Genomic DNA, 26,598 nt, shown 5'->3' on the forward strand with positions numbered 1-26,598 from the left:
TGTCAAATGCTTGAGAAATGGCTTATAGAAGCTATTATTTGTTCTTCCTGTGAAATTCTATGCTCTCAAAAGAACAGATGCTGCAAGCGCTCACTTCCCTGGGGTTCAGACCCAATGAAGCGCAGGTGTACCTCACGGTTTTAGAGCTCAAAGAAGCGCTCCCCGGTACTGTGGCGAGACGCTCCAAGCTCAAACGGTCCACCATTTATCTCCTTCTGGAGGGCTTGGAACAAAAGGGGCTTTTACAAAAGGTGCGGAAAAATGGAAATATCGTGTTTAAGGCCGGCTCACCGGAATCTTTTATTGCTCAAGAACAAAAGAAAAGCGAAGTACTCCAATCTTCCCTCAAGGCTCTCAGCTTTTCTCTCCCAAAGCTCTTTGCGACCTATGCTGCGGAGCTTTGTCCGTCAGAAATAACCATTTTTAAAGGAGAAAAAGGAGTCGAAAAAATTCTTTCGGAGTTGGGTAGGGACCGCAAGATGCTCTTGAGCTGGGATGAAAATGGAAAACGACAAAAAGGCATCATTGGTGTGTTTAATATTTATAGAGACAAGGTGGCCATTGTATCCCTCAAAGACGAGCTTGGTGTTCTCATTCAAAACGAACACATCGCCAAGGCCCAACGAGCGGTTTTTGAGAATATTGGATAACTACAGCCTGTTATCTCCCTTCAACACCAGCCAAACTCTTTTAAGTTACCTACAAATTTTTTGAAATGAAAGCCAGCGTACCAGAAGTATAGCCTTTTGTTATATTTCTTGTTGGTGTGACGGATTTTTATACCCTATCCAAATTCCACCTTTGAATTTATAAGTTTGATTCATGACTATTAGAAGTCTGTTTATTTTTCAAATGCAAGCCCTAAAAATTCTTTTTTTGAGCCAGTAAAAATTGTGCCTTTTTTATTTAATGTTTTATTAATCTTGCCTGTTTTTACTGCAATGTAAGCTGCATCACATTCGGGGTCGTAACTTATACTGAGTTCATCTCCTTTTGAAAAATGAAAATCATTTACTATACATTTAGACTTGGTTTGATCCATCATGTCCAAAAGCTCTATCCCTATAGTTTCACCAAGTGAATCTAAATCCACCATCAAATCAATGTTTTCAATTTTATGTGCACCCTCTGATGGTTTAAACTGGATTGAAAAAGTTTTACCATTTTCAACAATATTTGGGTATTCCATGTGGGCTATGAGTTACTTAACTGTACAGGCTTGCCACTAAGCAATGGGCAACAAAATGTATCTAGTCAAAACCACACAAAGCAACGCGTATAGAACTATTAAAAGAACTTCTTCTCCTCTACTGATCGTTATCAACTTATTTTTTTTCTTATAGTAGTGAAAATAAAATCCGAAGAGAAATGCCATTAATAAAACAATACTTAATCTAACTAGGTTTGCCGCATCTATGTTTTCATAACTAAATCTATTGAACACGAGATAGCTAAGAATAGAGAAAAAGACAAAGCCAGACACGAAAGTGGCACATAGAAGCAGCAAGTGTTTTAGAGCTTTGAAATGAGATTTCATAATTTAGTTGTTAGATATTTATTCAACAGTATCGGGAACTTTTAATTCTTGGCCAACTTGAATCTGATTAGGGTAGTTGGATTTTGCTAGCGCATGAAGTTTTTTCGACACAGTCCTGGCTTCATCCCATGTGTAGCCAGTCATAGTATGCATTTCTTGTGGATCAACGATTTCTGCTGATATGTCAAAAATCTTCGACATAAGAATGATGTCATTTTCATCTATGCTAATCTCGATTACTTCATCTTCAGATCGATGACTTCCTATGAAATCACTAATCCTCCTACATTCTTCTTCTGATAGTTGGGTCCTTTGAATAAGCTCACTTAAACCAAAGGCGCCCAAGGGTACAGCTATAACTCTAATTATAATTTCTAATTCATCATGGGTAAGTAAAATTAATTTTGTCATAATGTGGTGAGTTAAAAACTATTAATGCAAATCATTGTCAAAAAAATCCTTTTCTTTTTCAGGTTGGAAGGCTGTCCCCTGATCTACATTGTTCGGATCGTGGATCACCACAATAGTAATGATTTAAAAAATACCCGAGATTCCCTGCGAAAGTTTATTTAGCTACTCTGTAACTTTACTCCACAGCGCGGGCAATGTTTAGGGTTAAAATTCTTCCTCAAGTAAAATTCGCAAGCTGGGCAACGCCAATTTTTGAATGTAAAAACAACGGACCCCAAGAACATAAATACAAACAACATAGTCCAAGCGTCGTTTGGGGCACCAAGGAAAGTAATCCCCTCATCACTATTATTGAAAAATTGGAATCCAAAAACAATCACAAGCATCAGTGGCGTGACTATATAATATTGTTTTCGCTTTCTTTCCAGAAAATTTTGGATGATTTCGTACTCCTGCATAATGTGGTCTTATTTTCTTGCTCTAAGTAATAATTTTACTTGAAGTAAATACATTGGAATAAGTAACAACAATGAAATGGGAGATAACACTACTGTTACAAAAGAGAAGCCAAATATCAGTTCGACCCAGCCCGTTTTTTTCGTCAACCCCCCCATGGGATTTTTTAATTGGATTAAACTATAACCATGTAAAATGGTAAGCAAACCATATGTTATTCCAAAAGCTATATAAGCAGACGGATACTCATCGAGTTTTGAGGGATATGTGCTAATTTTTGGTAGATATACAAGAAGATCGTATGAAATATTAACCAAGATCAATAAAAAAGAGGAAACAGCGGTAACTTTACTATTTTGTATTTGCCCCAAATAAATGAAGCCAGACAAAAACAGAGCATAACTAACGATTGATAAGAAAATCAGGGGGCCTAAGTTGAACTCAGGGAAATATGAACCACCCTTGGCTTCTACTAGAAGTGTTAAAGGCACGCTTGAGATTAGTGATACTAACCCCGAGAAAGCAGCTAATTTAAAAAGATTTTTCTTCATAGTGCATTTAGTTAGTATTTTCTTTTTCCGATTCTACCGGTATTCGAATCTCTTCACCAACATTAATAGTATTTGGATCTTCAAATCCATTAAACTCTGCAATTTCTTGATAGTCATCTCCAAAAAGTTCGTACATCGTATCGCCAGGTTGAACTGTATATACAGAATAGCCTCCCTCTTCATTATATGTAAGATCTTTTTCTTCTCCAAAAACAGTAATTAAGGTTTGTTCATAAACAAACATCCCAATTCTTACATACCAAGGTGCTTGGCCCTTTGTTGAGTGCCAGAGTACATCGTCCATATTGTTACTTATATCGCCATCATTGTGGTCGTTAGTTGGTCCGGAATTTATAAGGTCGCCAGAGTCACCTGCAGAAGGGATATCGCTAAAAAATGTTAGTAAATAACTCACAAATATTCCGATTGGAGTTTCTCCATCCGGATCTATATAGACAATTGGGTTATTTAAAGAATAAGAATAAAAATTCAACATCTGTGGGTCGAAGATTTTATTTTTCTTTAGAAATTCATTCATATCATTCGTGAATGTGAATTTCCTTTCAGCAAGGTCATCCAACTGTGCCGGATCCTGGCTGGAGAATCTTCCTATCTCACTGTCATACCACCGGGCTTCGAAGTAGTAGAGGCCGAGGTCTTCATCGAGCTCTTTGTCTGTGAAGGAGTGCTCTGCGGGAGGCTCTCCGGTGCCGTCGTCCAGGGGAGTGTTTTGGAGCTCAGAGCCGTAGGGATAGTAGTCGTAAAGCTGGGTTACAAAACCATCCTCGTTCGTGATGAGGGCGGTTCCTCCCAAGTGGTCCTGGTGGAAATAGGAGAGGACTCCGTCTTCCAGTGCAGCCACCCTCTGGCCCCCGGCGAAGAGATAGCTGGTGAGGGTGCCGGGAGACACCGGTTCCGTTCCGCTGCCATCCGCTTTGCCGCGGAGTTCCATGAAGCGGTTGATGATGTAGTCCGTTGTGCCTTTTGTGCTGTCTGCCGTTTTGTAGCGGCTGCCTGAAGCATCGTAGGAGAAGGATTTAGAGCCGCTGGAAGCCAGCTGGTTCTTAATGTTCCAAGAATAAGTGTGGGCGGTGTTGAAATTTCAAGGAGCGATGATCTGAATTGATGGGGCACTTTTCACCATGAAAAAGAATTCTTAATGATTTTACCCAAAATATCCAACCAATTCAGCTCAGTGTCTGCACCCACTTCGTAACAAGTACGAGCTTTCAAACAATCCTCTCCCGTGAGATCCATTTCAAACACCGCCCGATCAGTTTCAGGTATCTCTTCTAGAGATAAGTAATATTCCGCTTCACCACTTGTTATATCAAGCACAACAAACCTGGGGAGATCATTTTGGTCATCATACATTAGAATCTTTCCATTCGAAGTATCCACTCCTCCCCAGTAGCTTATATTTCCCTCTGCATCCGTTCCCGTACCCCTCTCAACATTTCCTTCTATGTATAGTTTATCTTCATGAAGTCTATACCAGTACAAGTATCGAACCAAATAATCATCATACTTAAAATCCATCAATTGGAGTTTCTCCATATCTGTGGGCCATCTCCAAACTTGGAACCTTCCATCACTAAAATGAATATATTTATCTTGATCGTATATCTCATACTTTAAATTGGGATCTTTTTCAATGAAGATATAGGTTTCCAAGCAACCCCTAAAAAAGACTACTCCTAGAAGGACAAGGGCGATAATACCAACTGTCTTAGCCGTTTTTCTAGAAAGCTTATTCATAGGTGTAATCAAAGTTAATGGATTCAGTAAATTCAGATATGAAGCCTGTGGTTTGTGCCGCAGCCGCACCAGTATTTAGTGCATCATATGTAGCCCCACCACTGTATTCAAATCCTGCATCGAAATGATACTTATCTGAAATGGACACATCTAAATCCCACGCACCATTTTCCAATTGGCTTCCCGTAACCTGCATCCCGGCTGTACCAATGGACATTTTCAAATCGGATGTTTCATTGAGACGCAGTCCCCTCTGCCCATCGGTACCTTCAATGGAAGTTTGCCCATTAAACTCTGCATTAGAAACAATTTCACCAACCTTGGATTGAAACTCATCCGTCCCCTTAATTGAATCAATCACATTCCCCCATTCAGACTGATTCCCTTCATTGATGCTCACGCTTCCGGGGTTCAGTTCAAGGGAGTGGGATAAGAGACTTGATGTGATTGGGTTTGAAAACTGAAGACCCCATGCCAGTGTTAAACCTGCCGTATAGATTTCCCGCACACCTGGCACAAAAAATGTTGCCAGGTAGGTAGTTGTAGATAACTCTCCCGTTGGATCTGTAATATTTACCGGATTATTCCTGCTGTAACTGTAGAAGTTCAAACTCTGCGGATCTGTGAGAATTTGGAAGATGCGGTCATCCAGCTGGGCCGGGTCCTGGCTGGAGAAACGGCCTATGGCGCTGTCATACCACCGGGCTTCGAAATAGTAGAGGCCAAGGTCTTCATCGAGTTCTTTGTCGGTGAAGGAGTGGTCGGCGGGGGCAGGGCCGGAGCCGTCGTCCAGGGAGCTATCGAGGAGCTCGGAGCCGTAGGGATAGTAATCGTAAAGCTGGGTGACGAAGCCTTCTTCGTTGGTGGTGAGGGCGGTGCCTCCCAAGTGGTCCTGGTGGTAATAAGTGAGGGCAGCATCTCCCACAGGAGTTTCCGGAGGGATTTTAAGTGCGGCCACTCTTTGGCTTCCCGCAAAGAGGTAATAGAGCTCCGTTCCATCGGAAGCGGGTTCGGAGCCGCTGCCATCCGCCTTGCCACGGAGTTCTCCGTAGCGGCCGAGGTAATAGTCCACGGTTCCCCTGGCAGAGTCCACCGTCTTCCAGCGGGTACCAGTGGCATCGTAACTGAAGGATTTACTTCCACTGCTGCTGAGCTGATTCTTTCTATCCCAGCTGTAGGTGTGAGCGGCATTGCCGGTGAGGTTTCCCTTGCTGTCGTAGGTGTATGCTATGCCATCCACAGAAGTCACGGCGTGGGGATTGGCGCCGCTGTGAGTGCCGGAAGAAGAACCGGTGCCCTCATAAAGCAGGCTGCCAATGTCGCTCTTGTACACCATGTTTCCAAGGCTGTCATACTCATAAGTCTCACTGTAGTCTCCTCCGCTTAGGCCGGTGGTCTCTGCGGAGAGCAGGCGATTCAAGTCATCGTAGGCATAGGAAATGGTTTTGGCCGTGGGGCTTGTGCTCGTGTCCAGAATCTCCAAAATGTTCCCGACATTGTCGTAGCTGTAGGAAAGATCCTGAATTTCCGTCCAGGAAGTGCTGGTGAAGAGAGGATCATAAATGCCCGTGGTGCTTTTGCCTGTGAGGCGATATGCCTGAGCGGGGTCGTAGACATTGGTGGTCACGGTGCCGTTCCCGTAAGTGGTGCTTGCCGTTTGGGAAGAGGGAGAATAGTCCATGTCGGAAACGATGTCTCGTAAAGTAGCGCCTGTCCCTTCGGTTACTTTTTCAAGAAGACCGGCTGTGTTGTATTCGTAATTTACGGTTGCTGCAAAAGAGGGATACGCAATCTTTTTCAGACGGCTGAGGACATCGTATTCATATTGAAAAATATACGGGATGGTGTCGAGCTTTCTTGTTTCTTTTGCAAGGTTCCCGAGGCTGTCGTATTTATCATTGATCACCGAGAAATTTGTCATCAAGATTTTGTGGATTTTGCCTACCCCATTGATCGCAGTATCGTAGACAAAGGAAACATCTTTGGCAGAAGTTCCGGCATCCCAATCTTCAAAAACCATCCGATTGAGCGGATCGTAGCCCCATGTGAGCGACTGGCCCGCGGGGTCCACTTGGGAGACTAGATTCCCATTTTTATCGTAGGTGTAAGTCCATTCTCCAAAATCCCCTTCGGCCGGATCATGGAGATCTTCTTGCAGGGTTTTGCGCCCCAAAGAATCGTAGCCGAAGTTTCTTAAGTTGCCCTGGCTATCGGTAAGAGTGAGGAGCAGGCCACGGTCATCATAATCGTAAGTCGTTGTGTAAGTATCTATTCCATTCTTCTCTCGTACGGCACTCAAAGCTCCGGCGGCGTTATAGAGATAGGTTTTGCTGTTTCCATTCCCATCCGTGACCTCTTCCATCCATGGGGAATAGTCATGTGTTTCCGTAGAGACGGGGGTCACCACGGTGAGGGGCCGACTGAGTGCATCGTAAGACATTTCTGTGCTGTACGCAGAGGCGTCTCTACCAAATATGCTGCTTGAAGTTTCGTAAGGAAAACTTTGGCTGGCAAGGTTTCCCCGTTCGTCGTACCAAAAGTCTACGGTCGTGTAGACCCCGCCCTCTGCTGAAGTATTGCTTTGGATGGCCCGTCCGAGGCCGTCAAAATAACTTACGGTTTCCATGGAAATGCCATCCACCGTGCTTTCCGTGGAGACGGAGCTTGGGAAGGAGTCGTCATCGTAGCTGCTTGTAGACACCAGCACCGAAGTCCCAAAGGTGGGATGCGGAATGGAGCTTGTTAACACTCGCCCAAAGCCGTCGTAAGTGTTTGAGCGCGTAAAGCCATTTGCGTCCACGGAGCTGAGGAGTTGTCCGGTAGCTGCTTCGTATACGGTACTCGTTGTTTGTGAAAGGGCATTCGTTGTGCTTGCTGGGTAAAGATTGTTTGAATCATAGTTCATGTCCAGCGCGTTTCCCTTGGCATCCACTACTCGCTCAACGAGTCCATAAGCATTGACTGTGTAGGTGGAGCCAAACCATTGATTCCCTTCACTGAGCCAAGATTTTTCACTCGTAAGATTCCCCGTGGAAACATTCCCGAGCGGGAGGCCGTCGTAGGTGCGACGGCTTTTAGCGATTGCGGAGCCGCTTGCATCTTTCAAGATCTCTTCTGAGATTTTGTTGCGAATTAGCCCGGAGCTGTCCGCTGCGTACGCATAGGATAGTACGGTTTTTTCGTGCGCATGAGGAATATCCACAAATCCTCCGCTGCTGTCCGCCGCCACTTCACCGAAGTTTGTAACTTTAAATATATTTCCGTCCGCATCGTATTGATAAGTTGTAGCTTTGTCCTTGTGAGCGCTGCCACCGAAGTCCATGGAAACACTGGCGGTTTTGTACACAAAATCATTTTCATAGCCAAGATCCAAGGTTTCCCACGAGTCCCAGACTCTTTGGAAAAGATTGCCGGACTCATCATAAACTTCCGTTTTATAGGCGCGGCCGATGAGTGGAAACTCTTCTTGATGGTAATAAGAAATGGTTTCCTTTCCCTCCTCACTGCGCGACACCGTTTCGAAGCCGGCGAACTGACGGTTCATTTCATCTTCATACAAATATTTTCCACCGGAGTAGTCGTAGGTGATGGTGCTTTCTTCCCCAAGGCCATCCGAAGTGGTGACACTGGAGACCAAGTTCATCACAAAGGGCATGGCGGGGTTATCGAAAGAGGTGGAGGGCGCATAGGAAACTGTGGTTTCCGCCCCTTTGGAGTGATGAATGGTTTCGAGCAGTTCTGGAGTGGCGTTGTTGAGATACATTCTTTTAGTGCTGCCCCCATGGGACTCAGAAAAAACCACATCCGCAAAGTTATCCCCATCCACATCAAAAATCTGAACGCCTTTTGGGGTTCTATAACCTTCTGCAAAACTCACGGGGACCGTATAAGCACTGCCTTCGTCCCATCCCGTCCCATCTCCCTTATTAATATATACGGCATTCTCAATGCTGGAATCTGCCGAGTAAACAATGTCCGCTAAGCCATCTCCATTGACATCCACCATTTCTGCAACATCCATCATGATATCTCCGCTATCCCAGAAATAGATTGGGATGCTATAACTACTTTCTTCAGTCCACCCCGTTCCATCGCCACGATTGAGATAAACAGATTGGTAGGGACTCCCTTGATACCTTGATTCTATAATATCCACCAAGCCATCTCCATTAATGTCTGCCAGTTTTACACCCTCGTCATCCTCTCCTTCAGAATTAAAAATAACTGGTATGGATATCTCGCTCACTTCTTCCCATGTTTCCATTTCTGGATTGAAGAGGTAGATATTCTTTGAAATACCACCGTGACTCAAAGACTGAACAAAGTCAGGGAAAGAGTCTCCATTGATGTCCATAACACGAATCCCCTCATCGGCCATATAACCACTATTGAACCTTAGTGGAATCGAGTAAGTGGTGTCTTCAACCCAAGAGGAAGACGCCTCGTCAAAGATGTAGCCTACCCGAACATCGCTAGAGGATTCCATGGAAGCATAAACGATATCGTTGAATCCATCTCCGTTCAAATCACTCATACGCGTACCCCTCATATAATTTCCTCCTGTTCCCCAAAAAGAGACAGGAATTGAATAGCTTGTATCTTCGGTCCAGCCTGTTCCATCGCCGTTATTCACATAGACCTCTCGGTAAGTTCTTCCACTATCGTAGTAGGAATTGAGAAGATCCATAAATCCATCCCCATTGACATCACTGATGTCCACACCTTTATCTTCATTTCCTCCCTCCACATAAAAATACACCGGGATCTCGTAGCCGCTTACTTCTTCCCAGCCTTTTTCGCTCTCGGAATATTCAAAACTTGTAGGGTGGAGCGTGCTTACTTCACCAGTCGTGCTTTGAGCGGATTCCGTGACAGAAGAGAGTAAGGATTGAACGGTGTCGTCCGGGGTGGAGTAATCGAGACTGTATTTTCGAGTCCATACCCCATCAACAAATGCGGTGATCTCACTGACTCGATAATCGGTTTGAACTTCAAAGCCGGTATTGTAAAAAGAAGAAACATCTTCTCGGCTCTCCAAAGTGAATTCAATGGCAAAAGATCCATCGGTGGATCCATGTCCGGTATAATGGATGCTTTCTGGATAAATTTGCCCATTCTCTTCAAAGTATTCGTATCGTACAAAGTTATCATTGGAGTCTCGCACTTCCTCAAGCATCCACTTGTAGACGCGGCTTGCATCTGCCGGGTCCTCTTGCCTACTTTCAGCGGCTGCCCCAAAACTATAAACGGTTCCGGACTTATCTGTAACAGACCAAGAGTTGTCCGAATTGAATGAGTAATTTAGAAAAGAGCCATCCTCGACTTTACTGCTGTACTCCCCGTAAGGACTTCCACTTATGGGAACAAGCTCTCCACTGAGTGAAGAACTAAAATTGTTTTCGTCGTACATGGTATTTACACCGGTTTTGTTGAGTCGCGTGATTGCAGGGATACCCAGTGACCAACCGGATCCATAAAAACTATCCCAGCCCATGCCTTGGCTGTTGTAGTTTAGGCTGAGAGAGGGCTGCAAGCCACTGCGCCCCGCAGGCAGAGTGAGGGGAAGAGAATAAGTGAAAGCTCCACTAAAAGAGCTGTCTTGCGCACCTTGGTCCAATCGAACCCGACTGTTATTGATTTCGTAAGTCTGATCATAAAACCCTTCGTTGTTATTTGTAGCATCTGCAAAGCTTCTAGGCGCGAAACTTGTGAATGCAAAAAAACTCAGCAGAAGGGTGGATAGGGCTCTCACTTTTTGGCTGAGCATAGCACATTTATTAAATTGCCCTTACTATTCTCCACTGCCCCCGCCCTTGTCCAGGCTTTCGGCACATTTACTGTCGTCAGGATTGGATGACAGTTTGTGGTTTAGAAACTGGACGACATGAGCTTTTAGGCGTAGAGTACACTTAAATTTACCCCTTCCCCCTCATGAAAAATATTCTTATTGCCCTTCTGAGTCTTATGCTTGCCGTCCCTGGTGTGCTGGCGTCCGCCAATGCTGATATGAGCGACTCTGAGCTGGGAGAATATTTTATATTTGAGACGGGGACCTGGTGGGATTATGTGAATTATATAGACACCGCTTCCGACTACGACACCTCAGAGATTACTTTTGTGGATGATATTGAAGATGCCACGACGCGTGCAGAGAGACTTCCCTGCAGAATTTCTCAATGTTTTAGCGTGGGTATGGGGCAAATCTACATCGAGTACTTTATAGAAGATGGGAAAATTTACATGGATACTTACGACGGGTACGACACGAATGATTTTCTGGTTTTCTCTCTTGATGGACTCGAGGATGTCCAAGTTGATGCATTGTGGGGATATCTTTTGGGTTATGACAGTTTGAGTGGTTACGAGACCAGCATGCAATGTAGTGTGGACTTCGGAACTTACGCCTATCAAGGCTACGAAGGTGATTCCATCCAACACACTTGCAGCACTTTCCTAAAAGGTCCGGATGAAGTGGAACACCAAGTGGTGAGCTCCGAGTACTACTTGAGAGGCGTTGGGAAAGTCTTAACCGAGACCAAGCTCTATCAGGACGGCGAGTGGCAAATCACTTATAGCCTTGTGCTCAATGAAACCAGCGTTGATTTGGAGGAAGTTGAAGGTCTGACTGAAGAAGCGGATGGAAAGGAAGTGATCGATACGGTGGTGGAAGAAATGAATGAAGAAGAAGAGGAAGAAGAGGAAGAAGAGGTGGTTTTGGCGGCGGAAGAAAGTAGCTTCTCCGATGTCGAATCGGATCACGATAACTACGCAGCGGTTGAATATCTCTACGAAGAAGGTGTGATTGGAGGATATGAGGATGGATCCTTTAAACCTGAGAATACCGTGAATCGTGCCGAGCTTCTGAAGATTTTGGTGGAAGGCCAGGGCATCACACCGGATGCAGAGCTCTATAAAAACTGTTTCCCCGATGTCACTACAGACTGGTATGCCAAATATGTATGCTACGCCAAAAGCCAAGCGTGGATTTCCGGCTATAGCAACGGATACTTTCTTCCTGCCGATCCTGTAAATAAAGTGGAGGCCCTCAAAATGCTGCTCAATTCTCAAAGTATTGAGATCACCGTTGGAGACCAAAGCTCATTTGATGACTTCTCTGAGAATGAATGGTTCGCCCCTTATGTGGCCAAAGCTCAAGCACTTGGGATTTTGGAGGAAACCGGCAGTAGTTTTCATGCCGATGAGGATCGAACGCGTGGTGGCATCAGTGAAAATTTGTATCGGCTTCTCTTGAGTCTTCAGGTTGATGGCGTCTCCAGCGCCATGTCTGAAACTACTTGTCTGCAATACGACGCTTCCTTCGACCTGGATGAGTTCGAAGCAGAAACGGAGGACATTATGGAGGCGTACGGATTTGAAGACATTTGGGCGATCGATGCCTTTATTGACCAGATTAGGGGCCTGGATATCTTTGAGCTTCTGTCTGCCCAACTGGAGATGGACCTTGAAGAAGAGTGTGGAGAATCCGTTGATGATGCTTCCGCGCTGGCTGAGGCCATGTTGGAGGAATAATACTGACGCACCCCTTCTAAAAACCTGGTTTTTTTGGTATAATTAGGGGATTCATTTTGCTTTTGTGAAAAACTTAAAGAAAATTTGGTTTGGAGGAGTGGCGACGGCCGTGATTCTTGCGGCATGTTTGGGCTTTAGAGCCTCCGGAGTTTTGGAGGGGATGCAGCAGAATTTGAGCACCAAACTTTATAGTGAGAGAGAACTTCTGGAAGACATTGTGATTGTGGCGATTGATGAAAAAAGTCTTTCTGCACCTGAGCAGGGTGGCTTAAGTGGATTTCAATCGTGGTCACGCAAGACTTATGCGGATACGCTGAGCACCATTGAAAAGGGGGAGCCGGCGGTGGTGTTTTTTGATGTTTTGTTTTCGTCGGAATCCAATGGAATTAAATCGGATGAATTGATCTCCACCGTCCAAGAAAGCGAAAGCCCCATGGCCTTTGCCGAAGCGGTGATTGCGTATGCTCAGAGTCCGCATCCCTATGACCAATATTTTGCGACTGTGCTGCGCCAGTATGACAATGTTATCCTCATGAAAAATACGCTGGGAGTGGTGGCGTGGAATGGGCATGCGTTTGAAATTCCAGCGGAGACAAGACCTCTCGAATTGTTTGCACAGGCCGCCAAGCTGGCGTTCACCACTGTGATTGATACTGAAGAAGGACAAAACTCCAGTATTATTTTTGCCATCCCCACTCAGTTTGAGCTGGATGGGGTCACCGAAGAACATATTGACCTGCAGTTGGCTCGTATTTACAAACAAAGCAAGGGCGAGGATTTGGAGGTTTTGGCGGAAGATGGAGAAATGCTCATCAACTATGCGGCTCCGTCTTATAGCGTTCCCATGGTTTCTTTTTCCGATGTTTATTACTCCCGCGTGGATCCAAAAATCTTTGAGGGAAAAATTGTTTTGATTGGAGCCACGGCAGCACTTTTGCAGGATCGTCATTTCACTCCCATCGACTTGAATCGCCCCATGCCCGGAGTGGAAATTCACGCCCATGCCATACAAACTTTACTTGAGGGGAAATTCTTGCTGCACCAAGGTCTGGGTGGTTTCATCCTTTTGGTGGGTGGGCTTTCTTTGTTTTTTATGGCGGTGTTTTTGTGGACCCCGGTGCTTGTGGGCGGCGTGGCTTTGCTTATGGGGCTCGGTGCCTTCCCTTTTTATGCGCAATGGGCATTTAACCGAGGCACCGTTGTGAGTTTGATTTGGCCTGTGTTTGCCATGATTGCCGCCTTTTTAGCCGCACTGGCTTACCGAAATTTCACGGAGTTTGCGGAGAAGCGGAAACTCAAAAACGCATTCTCACACTATGTTTCCCCCGAGCTTGCCGAGGAAATTACGGAGAAGCCTGAGAATTTAAAACTGGGAGGAGAACGAAGAAATATCACTGCATTGTTTTTGGATATCGAAAACTTCACCAACTTGAGTGAGGGGATGGAACCGCAGGAAGTGGTGAAGGTCATCAACACTTATTTTGATGCTCTGTCTCAAGTGATCATGCACTTTGGCGGAAGCGTGGACAAATACGAAGGCGATGCGATTATGGCGCTGTTTGGTGCGCCGGTTCCCAGCACGAATCATGCGATAGCGGCTTGCCACAGTGCTTTGGCGATTGTGGAAAAAATGAAGGAACTGAATGCGGAGACGGGCCACTCCTTAAAGATTCGGATTGGGCTGGCCACAGGAGATGCGATTGTGGGCAATATGGGATCTTCCCAACGCTTTGATTACACCGCCATGGGCGACATTGTAAACACCGCTTCCCGCTTGGAAGGGGCCAATAAATTTTATGGCACCGGGATTTTGGTCAACGAAGGAACTTATGAAGCGGCGAAGGGGGAAATCTTTTTCCGATCGGTGGATCGAGTGTGCTTGAAAGGCAAGGATCAAGTGATTTCTATTTTCCAAGTTATGGGCCCGCAAGAGGGTGTGAGTGCGGATGGAAAAAAATTGGTGGAAGAGTGGAACAGCGCACTTGAAGACTATCGCAATGCGCGATGGGATGAGGCCGAAAAAAAGATGCAGGTGGTGCTCCAAAAACTTCCGGACGATGGCCCTGCTCAAACCCTTTTGGGGCGCATCACTCAACTGCGGCTACGACCTGGAAGCTGGGATGGAGTCTGGCGCTTTGACGAGAAGTAAGCCAGCTTTTTTCGCTTGGTCCCAATTGATCACCACGATCAACGAGCTGAGCAGAGTGAAGGCCAAGAAGAAGCCGTCGTATTTTGTCCAAGGTTCAATGAGCAAGATCGCGCTGAGTAGGGTTGGGAGTGTCACGGCATAAATGGCTGTTTTGTAGGAGGATTCAAATGAATAAGGAACCTTCATGATGGCGCCCACCACCATGAGCACCAAGGCAAGGATGAGCAGGTAAAACATGCGCGCAAGCATCACCACAACAAAGGTGCCAATAAAGGCCAAGACCACCAAGAAAGGAATGAAATTGTTGAGTTTGGACCAGACCTCGTTCATCACTTGATCCACAACGGTTTTGTTGAGAACGGTATTTGGGGTGCCTTCCAGAGCGATGCTTTCCACTCGATTTTCTTCAGATTTCACCACCACGGAATCCTGGGTTAGCCATGCGAGTGTGTTGTAAGCCTTGAATTGTTCCAATGAAAAAGGAGTTTGTGTGTCCACCACCAAGATGCTGAAGGATTCCAAATCTATGGGTTCGGTGGCGCTGAGACCGTTTTCAAATTCCGTCTTGAACTCTCCGTCCCATTCTTCCGTCGATACAAAGTCATTCACGCGAAAATAGTAAGGCTCTTGCATGTTGGAGTGCGCCTTTCCATCTTGAATGGTGACCACGAGTTCCTCGGGGTAAAAGTTGAGAACATTTGAGATGCTTTGCTCGATTTGATCTCTGTGCGTCAAGTAAGGAACGAGCACCAAGAAAATGCTGCACAGCAGCACGATGAGGGCGGTGAACCCCGCCAAATAACCAAAACTCTTTCCAAAAGATTGTCCGGGAATGCCGGCGTAGAAAGAGGGGGAATAAATGGACGATGGAATGGACTTGAAAAAGCCGACGGACTTGGTTTTTTTGCTCATGGGTATATGTGGATGCTCACATTTTACCACTGAAAGTTCGCTGGGGCCAAGAGCAGAACCATCTCCCCTTTCATGGGTTGTTTTTTGCAAAGTGTTTCGAGCTCGGCAAGCGTCCCGCGATGAAATGACTCATGTATTTTTGTGAGCTCCCGCGCAATGACCATGATGCGATCCGGTCCCAAGATTTCGCGCATCTGGCTGATGGTTTTTTGGAGGCGGTGAGGCGATTCGTAGAGCACGGTTGTGGAAGTGGATTCCCGTAAAGATTCGAACAAAGTTTGGCGGCCTTTTTTTGCCGGGATGAAACCGAGGTAGACAAAAGCGTTCATGGGGAGGCCGCCGCCCATGAGTGCGGTAAGAAACGCTGCGGGGCCCGGAATGGGAACGATGGAGATTCCGGCGGCGACGGCGGCCTTGAGCAAAACCCAGGCCGGGTCGGAGATACCGGGGGTTCCGGCATCGGTGATGAGAGCGATGGATTTTCCGCTCCGCATTTCTTCGATCAAGGCATTGGCTTTGGCATCGGTGCTGTAACTGTGAAAACTGGTGCATGGCGTCTCAATGCCATAATGCTTGAGCAAAATTTGAGAGTGACGCGTGTCTTCCGCCGCAATGAGGTCCACCTCTTTTAAAGTGCGCAGTGCGCGCAGTGTGATGTCTTCCAAATTTCCAATGGGAGTAGCAACCAAGTAGAGGCTCATTGTTTCCAGGGGTCAGAGGAATGGGTGATATGTGGACCTTTTAAGTACAGTGGCTCAACTGTGTTTTTTTCTTCCAGCTGCTCCACTCCGTGTGTCATCAACATCTCTCCAAGGGTCTGCAGTTCGTGACCTTCCACCACTCTCCACTTTTTTTCGAGTATGAGCGAGTGCAATTCTTCTTGCAGGGTTTCATTCAATTGTGCCACGACGCAAATGCCGCTTCCGTGCGGGTAGTCTTTGAGCAAAGGCGCAAGCATTCCCACCTTTATTTCTTCATCTTGGAATTGTACTCCGGCGTCCATGCGGCCTGCGTGCAAAATCACCAGGATCGGATCTGCAAGTGCCGCTTTTCTCCTTAAAAGCTCAAAGGTGTCGATGGCATAGAGCTTGGCGTGGAGCCCTTCCGCCAGAGCATTGGCAAAAGCAACTCCGGTACGAAGCGCCGTGAAGGAGCCCGGCCCTCGAACCACAATAATTTGCTTTATTTCTTCTTTTTGCGTGCCCGTTTCTTCCAAAAGTTTTTTTAAAAAAGCTGGTAATTCTTCCACCGCATTCCGTGTGTCGAGCCAAATTTTCTCGCTGATGAGCTCCCATTCGCCCGGACTGGCTGGGTTCTCACGCAAAAGCGCCATTTCGTGCTGAACCTGTGCGGTATTGATGGCTAATATCATAGGGAAGAAAGTTCCACTCCAGTGTAGTAGTACTTGATGATTTCTTCAAATGACCAGCCTTCTTCCGCCAACGATTTTGCGCCACAACCGGAGAGTCCCACCCCATGTCCCGCGAAGCTGCTGCTTTCACAATAGGGATCGGGAACAGAGATGAGGTAAGGGGTGTCGGTCCATCCCCAAACGGCTTTGGCGCTTTTTGTGGCCACTCCATCGGACTTGCTGAAGTAAGGAGTTTTGATGACTTTTCCTTTGTACGCCACCACCGTTCCTTCGGTTGCTTGAGCGGCTGCAACCACATTGGGGTGCCGCAGTTCATAGCCGTATCCCAAGTATTTTTGGAAAGTATTGGGGTCGTCTTCTCCATCGTAAGGCATGCCCGGGAATTTATCGGCCTGAGTTAAATAGTAGTATGCGTAGCTGCGCGCGAGCACGGACATGGTTTTGAGTTTTTCCTCAGGCGTTTCATTGGTCTCTTCTGCCATTCCCATCAAATACTCTTCCAAAGGCAATTCATTGATGAGGATCGTTTCGTTCTCCACTTCGCGCACTTCGATGGTGCCGCGGAATTGATTATCATTGATGCTGGGATCCCACGATGCCTTTTGCTCCATGGTCATGATTTTCATGATTCCGCCATCCTCCGGCACAAAACGAATGGGTTCATCGCTGGTCCATCTTTTAGAGCCGGATGACACGGTAAACGATTCTCCCGGTGTCACACGCACTCGGCTGTTTGCCTTAAATGTTTCCAATTCTTCCTCCCCCGCATAAACCGCAAAACTTGTGGAGGAGCTCACAATGGGTGACCCCACTTCGTTGTTTGGAGTGAGTTTGATTCGAATGGGATTTTTGTAGGTGGTGGCCTCAAATTCTTCTTCCGCCCCCACGGTGATTTTTAGCGCATACGCATCGGTACTGAGATTGGAAGAGCCCAACCGTGGACGAATGGACAGGGTGTGTGTGCCTTCTTCTTCCGGAGCGGTGAGGCTAAAGAAAATGCGGCTGGTGGAACCCGGTTTGAGATTACTGAATGAGATGCGTGGAGTTCCCGTTTGCATGCCCTGCGCCTTGGTGAAGGCGAGAGAGAATGGATTGGATCCCGTAGCAGTCCATGTTTGCGTGCCGGTGTTTTTCACTTTAACCCAAATGTATTTTTCTTCACCAGGCTCAAAGTTCAAATCCTCGTAAGTTTCTTGAATGATTTCTTCATCCTCATCGTCATCGTCATTGTCGGAGCTGGAGGAGGAACCGGAACTTCTTGTTTTTTCCTTGCCCTCCACAAAGAATCCGAGGTCTATGATTTGTGCTCCTTTTTCCACTCCATTGATCATTGGCACGGCTTCAAAATAAGCCAGACCTCCCTCACTTGTAGCGGTCACGGAAAAAGTGAAGGTGGCGATTTTACCCGGAGCGACCGAAGTTTCCTTCATGGTGGCGACCCCTTTTTTGGAGTCCCTTGCCATGGTGATGATTTCATCGGCGTCCGCATCCGTATCCACCTTCAAGTAGGTGCTTGAGCTCCATGTTTCGGTTCCTGTGTTTTTAATTTTTAAAGATACACCCGCTTTCTTTCCGGAATCCACAAGGATGAGTTCCCGATTCCCCTGTTCTTCGTAGGCAAATCGTCCGCTGGTTTTTTCTTCTTCCATCGCTGCGGAAACCATTTTGCGAATATCTTCCAAATAGTCAAACGCGTAATCGCCTGGGCAGGCGGTGGCGTCCACATCCCGGTGGCCCAAAAGGTTATCCATTGTATTGCCGCGGTATTTGCCTCTTCCATCAATGTCAATATCGTGGAGCTCTGCTTTTTCATAAATCAAGCCGGTGAGCGCTTGCATCATTTCTCCAGGCATTTGACTTTCTTCGTAATTCCCGATCAAAGCAATTCCCACGGTTCCCGTGTTGTATCCGGACGCATGCCCCGCCACCACTCCATCTTCCCCGGCACGGCCTTGAAACACCGTTCCATCTGGAGCAATGACGAAATTGTATCCAATGTCGCCCCAGCCGCGGGTGACCGCGTGGTAATAATAAATGGCGCGCATGGCTTCTTCGGGTTTCGTCAAACTGTCGGTGGTGGCCGTGTGGTGCACAATGATTTTCTTCACTTCTTTTGGATATGCTTGAGGCCACAAATAAGGATTCCCGTCTTCATCCGTTTCCACTTCCTCCACAATCTTCAAATCGGGATCGGTCTCGGTGTATCCTTCGTTGGTTGAGGAGCTGAGGCTGGCATCGTAGTGCCGTTTGAGTAAGATTTCTTCATCGGCATTCCAGTCTTCACGCGTTTCAATTTCTCCTTCATCTTTAAATACGAGTTTTTGCAGTTGATGCAGCGTGGAACTCTTTCCTCCATCCACGGCATCAAAAGAGACGCTGCTGAGCTTTGGCGTGACGGAAGTGTCTTCCGTGGCTAGGAAAACACGGTATTGGAAGGCTTCGCTCTCTCCCGTGATCACATAAGTCCATAAGTCTCCACTGTCTCCATCCGGATGATCTTCGTCCGCTTGCAGGGCTTGCCAGTCGGTCCATGTGCCTTCCGTGCTTCTAAAACGAATCTCAATGGAGGCGGAAGTGCCCTGAGGCAGGGCTTCCTCCCAGTTGAGACCCAGGAGTTCAAAGTTTTGATCGGCCTCATAAACGGTTGACACAAAACGGCGCTCGGTTTGGTAATGCGGCCCCACTTCAATGATGGAAGCCAGAGGTTCCAAAGGCAGTTGCAGAACCTGATCCCCTTCAATATGAGTACTGTGGCTTGGGGTTCCGTGGCTCAGCACCACAAGGAGTGGCAGGACCAGGAGAGCACCGAAACTGAGTTTTTTGAAAGAATTCATCTTGTTATTATAACATTTTTTGAGCCTTTTCTCAATGCGGCGATTGTGATAAACTTCCCACACTTTTTATTTAATTACAACTCCCCCATGGCTACCATTGTTACAGATCAAAACTTTACGGATGAGGTTTTATCTTCTAAAGTCCCCGTTCTTGTTGATTTTTTTGCCGAATGGTGTGGGCCTTGCAAGATGATTGCTCCAGTTGTGGAAGAGCTGGCTCATGAATACGAAGGCAAGGCGAAGGTCGTGAAGTTGAATGTGGATGAATCTATGGACACCGCTCAAAAATATGGAGTGATGAGCATTCCTACTTTGATTTTCTTTAAGAACGGTGAAGAAGTGGACCGCAGTGTTGGCTTGATGTCCAAAGATGCAATGGGAGAAACCCTCGATCGTTTGGCGGCTTAGCCTTCGCTACGCTTTGGCTTGTCTCTGAGCCTCTTTTTGGGCGCGCATGTCACAATCTTCGTTTTCGGGGTGGCCGTTGTGGCCTTTCACCCAGTTCCAGGAGATTTTTTTCCCTTGGATGAGGGGCGTTAGAAGCTCCCAAAGATCCAAATTCTTGTGGCGCTTCCAGTTTTTGGTGAGCGTGTTCAGCACCCAAGAAGAATCGCTGTAAAGCTCCATTTCTCGCTCTTCCGGGTGGGTTTTGGCCAACCATTTGAACGCTTCAATCACGGCGCTGAGTTCCATGCGGTTGTTGGTGGTGTACGGTTCCCCTCCCTGATCCCGATGAATTTTTCCATCGATTTTTATGAGGGTAGCCCACGCTCCCGGCCCCGGATTTCCAAGGCAACTTCCGTCGGTGTAGATTTGAATCTTCATGGACCCAATTGTAGCAAAGTTTTTTGGAATAAAAGAATTGACTTGAAAAAAGCTCCCCATCCCACTAAGATAAGCCAGCCTTTTGCGGGTGTCGTATAGTGGCTATTACCACAGCCTTCCAAGCTGTTGAGAGGGGTTCGATTCCCCTCACCCGCTCCATTAAAAAACGGTGGCCCAAGGTGGCCAGCGGTTTTTAACCGTAGTTGAAGGAGGGAAAGAGAACCCGTAGGGTTCGATACTCCCTAGGAGTGAGTGTCGCGGAAATCTGTGCGCACGCACACTTTTTGAATGGCGGATGGCTCTCTTAAGCCGAAATTTTGACCAAAATCTGTGCCCGGGCACAGATTTCCATGACCGAGCGACGACGGGAGAGTGAGCGAAGCGATATTCCCCTCACCCGCTCCAGACTATTAAAATTTTTAATAGTCTGCAGGACTTAGAGCTATTTTTGAATTTAAGCGTCCATAAAATGGATCATGCCTTGGATGCCATTTGAATATACTTTTAGCCGTATTTCTTCATAGGGGCGTTGGATGGATCTCCCTTCTTCTATGATACTGGTTAGAGTTATTGCCTCTTTCTCTCCTCGAGGTGGCTTCCGAAAACCCATCTTCACTAAACTCACGGGTGCTCTTTTTACCCACCTAAGATCCCCATGTGCAAGGATGGAAGTTTGATATGAAAGATAGGCACCTATGTTTCTAGGTTGCACCCACAGTGGTAATGACTCTCTATTGTGGAATGTATTGAGCGCATAGGCGACCTGAGTTTCATTTTCACGTAATTGTAGGAATTCACGAATCGTTTCTTCTGAATTTCTGGTTGAAATATCAGGCGTTAGATCCGCTCGGTGCATCACTTCGGTTCCTTCAGGCCCTGTTAGTCCAAATGCGTCGAAAGGTCGAGTCACATCAAAGTAATCGCCGTCTAAATCTCTTGTAAGTCCCTCTAGGTCAAAATCAGCCGCTGGCTCGTGGGGCTTGAATAAACGCGCTTGGTAGAATAATACTCCTCCATTTCTTTCTCCCCATTCCATTTGGAAAGAGTGACTGTAGGGCATCAAGCCACTTTCTTGCACCTTTCTATATAATGCTAAAACCTTTTTGGTCACAGGGCTTAAGTCTCTATCAGCTTCTGTAAAAGTGTATTCTGAGAATTCATGTGCGATCCTAAAAACTCCTCTTTGGTGTGGATGCTCAATGATTGAACCCGATTGACCCTCATTATGATCTTGGACGAGAATTCCTACCTGTCCATCAAAGGGTTTTCCCGTTTCATACTCCACATAGGCTGCCACATCTTCACTCGTGGAGTCGGCACGTACCCTTTCAATGGCTGCGAGCACTGCATCCCTTCCGCGGACTTTTGCTTCACTTGGAATCACATCCACCATCCCAAATACATCCAAGGGGTGACAGGCGCGTACTATTTTCTGTCGACTGAAGTCTATTCTTTCTAAAATTCGGACAGGGTCTTCGCCTGGAGCAAGGTAAACCGTGCCCGAAGGTAAATGTTCGCGAAGATTTGCTTGAGTGTCCCGCAAAAATGCATGCGAGCCAGCTTTACTACCGCCCTTTTCCATTAAATATCTTCGAGCGTCTGCATTCTCCCAACGGATGCTTTCTGAACTCATTGCACTCGGAGTTTTGTAATAAGAATGAATCTTACACGAACTGCTCATGAGGGGCAATTTGATACATCAAAAACCCTGCTCCTTCAAAAAGGTTCTAATAGTGTCTCACAGTAAGGCTACTCTCTTTTGATGTTGTTCAGCCACTAAGCACTGGCCCATCCCGACATCAATGCTAGAAATTGTGGTGCTGCTGGAGCTGATTTCGTTCCATTCATTACGGAGATAGAGCTTGGGCCTAAGACGACTGTAAAAGCTGGTTGATTTGGAGACTCACCTCTTGTAGGGTCATAGAAAAACATCTGTACCCTGCCTGGATCACCATCGGCAGATTTAACATCAAAGCTACTGGCTCCTAATTGAGTAGGTAGCCTTCTACCGTCCCTAACTGTTATGGGTTCACCTGGGCGGCTTGCTTCACCTTGGGACCCTATGATGCCCTCGAGTTTTTGCATAAGGGTCGCACGGCCTGTATCCATTGGTGTACCTGTTGGGATGTTGGCACCACCTCCGACATAGCGACCTCCTTCTCTGGGTGTATCCATGGGTGATATGGTTAAAATTTAGTATCGTAATTATAGCATAAATTTTTTATTATGCAAATTTGCCTTGCGGATGCTGCTCCCGCAGGTAGGTTCTAATAGCGTCTATAGTGCAGCTCCATCCTCGTCGCAGACGAGTCGTTCCCATTAAGGTGCCCCGAATGGGGTGATTTTTATTTTATCTATGCATCTTGCATTACCCTCCTCTCTATTTGATCTAAGAGTATATCTGGCAAATCTCTTCGTTCACTCACTTCTATCACCTCTTGTCCAGGCTGGAGTAGAAAAGTTTGTTTCGGCTTGAAGTTAACACCAACTATATTTGCTACAGCCAAGTCTTGCCTGTCCCGTTCCATTGATCTAGTCGCTTTTGCTAGGAGCTGCACCACGCTTGACTCTTCTGTAAGAAGCTTAAATCCTACCAGAAAAATTCCTTCACGAGTGGTTTTTACTTGGGAAATAATTTTAGCAAGGGCAACTAAGTGTAAATCTAATCCATTTCCATCTGAGGCAATTTTCCCATCTACTTTTTGGGGTCCGTAGTCAGAAGCAGCCATCGCTAGAATGGCGATGTCCATATCTGGGCGAGCAACGCGCTCCAACAGACTCCTCTGATAATGATCAAAATCTGTAACAGGACTCAGGGTTAACCGGTCAGAAATGGCACGGTAGTTTTCAATTGCAGATCGTATTCTTTGCAATTCAGTTTCAATATCAACTTCTGGGTCTGCCATCAATTCTCTTCCAAATGGAAGCCTTGCATTTTCTGCATGGACATAATCAACTTTATGCCCCCTTAAAAGAGCTACTTCCGCGATAGCTGCACCCGTAGTTCCTTTGGAACGATTGGTTAGAATTCTGACGTCATCAACGGGTACCGCAGTGCCGCCACTCGAAATAACAAAATTTAGTGGTTTTCTCATGTAACAATTGCTAATGATTGTAAGGCCTGTCCTACTGATCCCTTCCCCAAGTTGTCAAATGCGACATGGACGGTAAACCGTGATCCTTCTTGCACCCAATACACATGTACTTCATCGGTCCCCACTACTTCGCCCCATTGAGGAGTCTTGTTACGGTGCACCACTCGCCCTGAAGTGAAAGGGTGCTCTGAATAAGGAACCTCTTCGGAGGTTTTTAAGTCGCCATGAATAGCCATGGTCGTACCACGGTAGCGTCTAGCCAACTGAGGGACCATTCTTAGTTCTAGCGCTTGTACGCCCAGATTGCTTTTGATTTCAGGAATATGAGGATGATTCAAGCCTGTATTTGGGACAATAAGGTCTTGTTCTGGATTCTCTTCAAAAAAAGTAACCCATTTTTTCCCACCCGTTGAGGCTCCACCAATGGCTTCAATATGAACCGCACTCCTAGTGTCGATTTGATTTCTTATAGGCCACAAGGCCAAGGAAGCGGCTGTAGCAAAACATCCCGGCCCGACAAGTCGAGTTGTTCCTTTTATAAGTTGTGGATTCAATTCTGGCAATGCATACTCCCATCCTTCTTTGCCTCGATGGATTCCAGAACAATCATAAATAACAAGACCGGGGTTGATGGCAGCTATTCCTTCTACTACCTCCAGACTATGCCTACGCGGAATGGCAGAGACTACTGCAGTGCAGTCCATCAAGGCTTTTACCTTTGCCTCGTACGAAGCCGTTCTCCAATCTAGATCAGGGGACCCCAGTTCAAAATCTTCGTGTGAGTCAAGCCTCCTCACAAACTCCGCCCCAATTGGCCCTGTTTTTCCTAAAAGGAGTACTTTTTTCATGTTATTTAATTAATTCGCTGGGCTCCCAGCTAAACATATCTCTAGTTACTCTACCCATTCCTTCTGGAGCCGACTCTCGTGGAAAATATCTATACTCTGTATGCTCATTAGATAGTTGGATCGCATTTGGATCACCCTCTACGTCAAGCAGATAGCCATGAACGACATAAAGTCGACCCCTCTTAACCTGTACCGCCCGCCTAACGGCAATTTTCCTTGCTACTACCGTGTTGAGAGCGGTTTCTTCAAAGGTTTCTCTCCTCACCGTTACATCTAATGGCTCTTTCCCAACGATATTCCCAGCTATTCTCAGAAACTCACGTCTCCCGCCTGGGAAACACCATTCGTTTGGGTATGATCTATCAAAGCTAGGTCTTTTCAAAAGCAACTTTTCCCCTAATGGATTCTGAATAATGCCTATTGCAACTTCAATAAGCTCCGGCTTGGCTCCACTTTCACACATGGCCACCCACAGTTCTCTTACCCTTTTCCATTCTGTTAAAGGGTCTTCAATTTCCTCTGCATGTGCCCACAATATGTTTTCCTTGGTCTCAATGGCCATTGCCTTCTTTAAAAATAGTTTCGCATTTTGACACTTAATTTAGATCCTGTCAATCCTTTCCAGACCCTCTTCAGGACTGTTTTTGCGCTTGTCTATGCTTACATTAGACTACCTGAATACCAAGAATACAGAGCAGGTGGAGAACCTTCTTTCCAATGTCTTACCCGAGAGGAACCGTCTGAACTAAAAATAATATCCATTTCATTGAGGCCAGTTTCTGCATCTTTTCCCAACTGTAAGACTCCATGTTCTTCATCAAATACAATAAATCCACTTTGAATTGCACTTGAAACTCCTGTAAGAAAATTCGCCCTACGCGCGTTTGCGTTTGGAAATTTTTCTTGTAGTTTAGTGGTTAAAAACCTTACTGGATCTACATCCCCAACTTGCAATGCAATACTTCGCCTCACTAGCATTAAAGCCTCTCGTAATTCATTGTTGGTTTCTATTTCATTGGCATCCCAATTCTCTATTCTTCTACCACGAACGGATTCTGCATAGTTAGGGTCGAATATCATTCGAGCATAACGCTTTTGCAGATAATCAGGCAGATCGCTTGGTATAATGGGTTCGAGTTCTGAGGCTGGACGCCAATTTGGCAGACTTATAGCTAAACCATTAGCTATATCTTGTCCGCGTGATGACCAGAGTTCAGAATAGTAGGATTCTAATTGAGTTCCTACGCTATCAAGTTCTTGGAGTATGGAAGGATATTCCCTGAAGTACCACCTGGCTCTGGCTATGTCTTGTCTTGCATAGACTACACTTCCAAAAATAAGATGATTCTTCCCTCTTGATATCTGGTCTTCTGTATATTGCTTGATCCTCTCCAGTAAAACTGTCCTGATAGCATCAGCGATGGATTGAGCCCTAGCTTCAGATTTGTCTTGCGTTTCACACAATTCAAGCGAAGCAAGATTGACTGCTAAATCATGAACTGCTGAGCCAGTCGTTGAAAGTACCGGGTAACTAAGGGGTTGTTTAGTAATGTTACGGAATCTCTCGAGACTGGCCTCGAATCGTGGGTTCAATAAATTGCTTGCGGTGGCCACCACTTGATCCTTGAGGTTTTTAGTACTAGCGAAATCTAGAAAAGCTTGAAGTGCCTCAACTTCCGCTAGCAATGCCCCATCCATATGGGAATATCTATGGAATGTGTCTTTGATACAATGCTTTACAATCTCAGGATTCGCTAAATTATCAGCTGTCAGCAACTCGTTGAGCCAATAGTTGTTATCTATGTCCGGAAAAAATTCGCTCATGTTCTCTCTTTCAACCCAGGCTAAATAAGGTGCTCCTTGAAAGCAGTGTGGAATATGTTCCGCTAACCTAGCAAAAGCCTGCTGCGCCACTTTGGGTGAACATCCGCACTCCTCGGCCATCCACCACAATATTTCGGAAAAATTTTCGGGCGATTTTATTCGATTGACCCCAGCTAGTTTTTCATCATCCTCTCCTGCCCATTCAGATATTTCAGGATAGTACTTAGCTAAAATAATTCTGTTTCTCAAGCTCAATCCTCTTATAGCTTCAGGTGTCAGATATTCGTGGAGTGCCATAAAACAGCTAGCCTTTTCTTCCCATGTGAGACCCAGTTCATAAATATCAAAAAAGACCTTTGTGAATTCCCCAGGGTTATTTACTAAATCCTGGCCTCCCTTCTCTTTTGGATCACCAAACCCATAGGGAGTACTCCAGGTCGATTCCTCTGCTCCACGGAGCGGGGATGCAGTATGTTCAGATTGAGACTTACTCATG

At 46.1% G+C, this 26,598-nt stretch carries 19 protein-coding genes and 1 tRNA gene; 5 read left to right on the forward strand and 15 right to left on the reverse strand.

Annotated elements, in window-relative coordinates; all coding sequences use genetic code 25:
• Positions 1-59: 59 nt before the first annotated feature.
• Entirely contained in the window at positions 60-650 is a 591-nt protein-coding gene (locus WC777_00660) for a helix-turn-helix domain-containing protein (protein ID MFA6023716.1), read from the forward strand.
• 191 nt (positions 651-841) lie between these two features.
• On the opposite strand, the gene WC777_00665 is transcribed toward WC777_00660, so the two are convergent.
• The 5 genes from WC777_00665 to WC777_00685 form a co-directional block, all read right to left on the reverse strand.
• Positions 842-1,189, reverse strand: a complete 348-nt coding sequence (locus WC777_00665; GenBank protein ID MFA6023717.1) for a hypothetical protein — start codon at positions 1,187-1,189, stop codon at positions 842-844.
• Between the two features lie 366 nt (positions 1,190-1,555).
• On the reverse strand, positions 1,556-1,948 hold the full coding sequence (locus WC777_00670; protein MFA6023718.1) for a hypothetical protein: 393 nt from the start codon (positions 1,946-1,948) through the stop codon (positions 1,556-1,558).
• A 467-nt stretch (positions 1,949-2,415) separates the two neighbouring features.
• Positions 2,416-2,955, reverse strand: coding sequence for a hypothetical protein (locus WC777_00675; GenBank protein MFA6023719.1), 540 nt, complete (start codon positions 2,953-2,955; stop codon positions 2,416-2,418).
• A gap of 7 nt (positions 2,956-2,962) precedes the next feature.
• The gene (locus tag WC777_00680; protein MFA6023720.1) at positions 2,963-4,099 is read right to left on the reverse strand and encodes an RHS repeat-associated core domain-containing protein; all 1,137 of its coding nucleotides are present in this window, start codon (positions 4,097-4,099) and stop codon (positions 2,963-2,965) included.
• Between the two features lie 606 nt (positions 4,100-4,705).
• Positions 4,706-10,480 (reverse strand): SpvB/TcaC N-terminal domain-containing protein, encoded by a 5,775-nt coding sequence (locus WC777_00685; protein ID MFA6023721.1) that lies wholly within the window; start codon positions 10,478-10,480, stop codon positions 4,706-4,708.
• A 164-nt stretch (positions 10,481-10,644) separates the two neighbouring features.
• Between WC777_00685 and WC777_00690 the strand changes: the two genes are divergently transcribed.
• Positions 10,645-12,243 (forward strand): S-layer homology domain-containing protein, encoded by a 1,599-nt coding sequence (locus tag WC777_00690; GenBank protein MFA6023722.1) that lies wholly within the window; start codon positions 10,645-10,647, stop codon positions 12,241-12,243.
• Between the two features lie 64 nt (positions 12,244-12,307).
• On the forward strand, positions 12,308-14,392 hold the full coding sequence (locus WC777_00695) for an adenylate/guanylate cyclase domain-containing protein (protein MFA6023723.1): 2,085 nt from the start codon (positions 12,308-12,310) through the stop codon (positions 14,390-14,392).
• Here WC777_00695 and WC777_00700 read toward each other — a convergent pair.
• From WC777_00700 to WC777_00715, 4 genes are read right to left on the reverse strand one after another with little or no spacing between them, the layout of a single operon-like run.
• The gene (locus WC777_00700; protein ID MFA6023724.1) at positions 14,345-15,304 is read right to left on the reverse strand and encodes a DUF1189 family protein; all 960 of its coding nucleotides are present in this window, start codon (positions 15,302-15,304) and stop codon (positions 14,345-14,347) included. The genes WC777_00695 and WC777_00700 overlap by 48 nt on opposite strands.
• A 23-nt stretch (positions 15,305-15,327) precedes the next feature.
• Positions 15,328-16,005 carry a 16S rRNA (cytidine(1402)-2'-O)-methyltransferase gene (gene rsmI, locus WC777_00705; protein ID MFA6023725.1) on the reverse strand — a complete coding sequence of 226 codons (678 nt, stop codon included), beginning with the start codon at positions 16,003-16,005 and terminating at the stop codon, positions 15,328-15,330.
• The gene (tsaB, locus tag WC777_00710; protein MFA6023726.1) at positions 15,933-16,676 is read right to left on the reverse strand and encodes a tRNA (adenosine(37)-N6)-threonylcarbamoyltransferase complex dimerization subunit type 1 TsaB; all 744 of its coding nucleotides are present in this window, start codon (positions 16,674-16,676) and stop codon (positions 15,933-15,935) included. Before tsaB ends, rsmI begins: the two co-directional genes overlap by 73 nt.
• Positions 16,667-19,510: an N-acetylmuramoyl-L-alanine amidase gene (locus WC777_00715; protein ID MFA6023727.1), complete on the reverse strand. Its 2,844-nt coding sequence runs from the start codon at positions 19,508-19,510 to the stop codon at positions 16,667-16,669. Before WC777_00715 ends, tsaB begins: the two co-directional genes overlap by 10 nt.
• An 87-nt stretch (positions 19,511-19,597) precedes the next feature.
• Here WC777_00715 and trxA point away from each other — a divergent pair, with 87 nt between their 5' ends.
• On the forward strand, positions 19,598-19,918 hold the full coding sequence (gene trxA, locus WC777_00720; protein MFA6023728.1) for a thioredoxin: 321 nt from the start codon (positions 19,598-19,600) through the stop codon (positions 19,916-19,918).
• A gap of 6 nt (positions 19,919-19,924) precedes the next feature.
• Here trxA and WC777_00725 read toward each other — a convergent pair whose 3' ends face one another.
• A complete protein-coding gene (locus tag WC777_00725) occupies positions 19,925-20,335 on the reverse strand; it encodes a ribonuclease H (GenBank protein MFA6023729.1) in 411 nt (136 codons plus the stop codon).
• Positions 20,336-20,419: 84 nt separating this feature from the next.
• Between WC777_00725 and WC777_00730 the strand changes: the two genes are divergently transcribed.
• Positions 20,420-20,494 (forward strand) — tRNA-Gly (locus tag WC777_00730).
• A gap of 295 nt (positions 20,495-20,789) precedes the next feature.
• Here the strand turns inward: WC777_00730 and WC777_00735 are convergent.
• From WC777_00735 to WC777_00755, 5 genes are all read right to left on the reverse strand, one after another.
• On the reverse strand, positions 20,790-21,968 hold the full coding sequence (locus WC777_00735) for a hypothetical protein (GenBank protein ID MFA6023730.1): 1,179 nt from the start codon (positions 21,966-21,968) through the stop codon (positions 20,790-20,792).
• Between the two features lie 721 nt (positions 21,969-22,689).
• Positions 22,690-23,430: a phosphopantothenoylcysteine decarboxylase gene (locus WC777_00740; GenBank protein MFA6023731.1), complete on the reverse strand. Its 741-nt coding sequence runs from the start codon at positions 23,428-23,430 to the stop codon at positions 22,690-22,692.
• The gene (locus WC777_00745; protein MFA6023732.1) at positions 23,415-24,278 is read right to left on the reverse strand and encodes a hypothetical protein; all 864 of its coding nucleotides are present in this window, start codon (positions 24,276-24,278) and stop codon (positions 23,415-23,417) included. The genes WC777_00740 and WC777_00745 overlap by 16 nt, the downstream gene beginning before the upstream one ends.
• 1 nt (position 24,279) lies before the next feature.
• The gene (locus tag WC777_00750; GenBank protein MFA6023733.1) at positions 24,280-24,840 is read right to left on the reverse strand and encodes an NUDIX hydrolase; all 561 of its coding nucleotides are present in this window, start codon (positions 24,838-24,840) and stop codon (positions 24,280-24,282) included.
• A gap of 98 nt (positions 24,841-24,938) precedes the next feature.
• Positions 24,939-26,597, reverse strand: coding sequence for a hypothetical protein (locus WC777_00755; protein ID MFA6023734.1), 1,659 nt, complete (start codon positions 26,595-26,597; stop codon positions 24,939-24,941).
• Position 26,598: the final 1 nt, after the last annotated feature.

Source organism: Candidatus Gracilibacteria bacterium (genome assembly GCA_041661045.1).
Taxonomy (GTDB): domain Bacteria; phylum Patescibacteriota; class Gracilibacteria; order UBA1369; family 2-02-FULL-48-14; genus 2-02-FULL-48-14.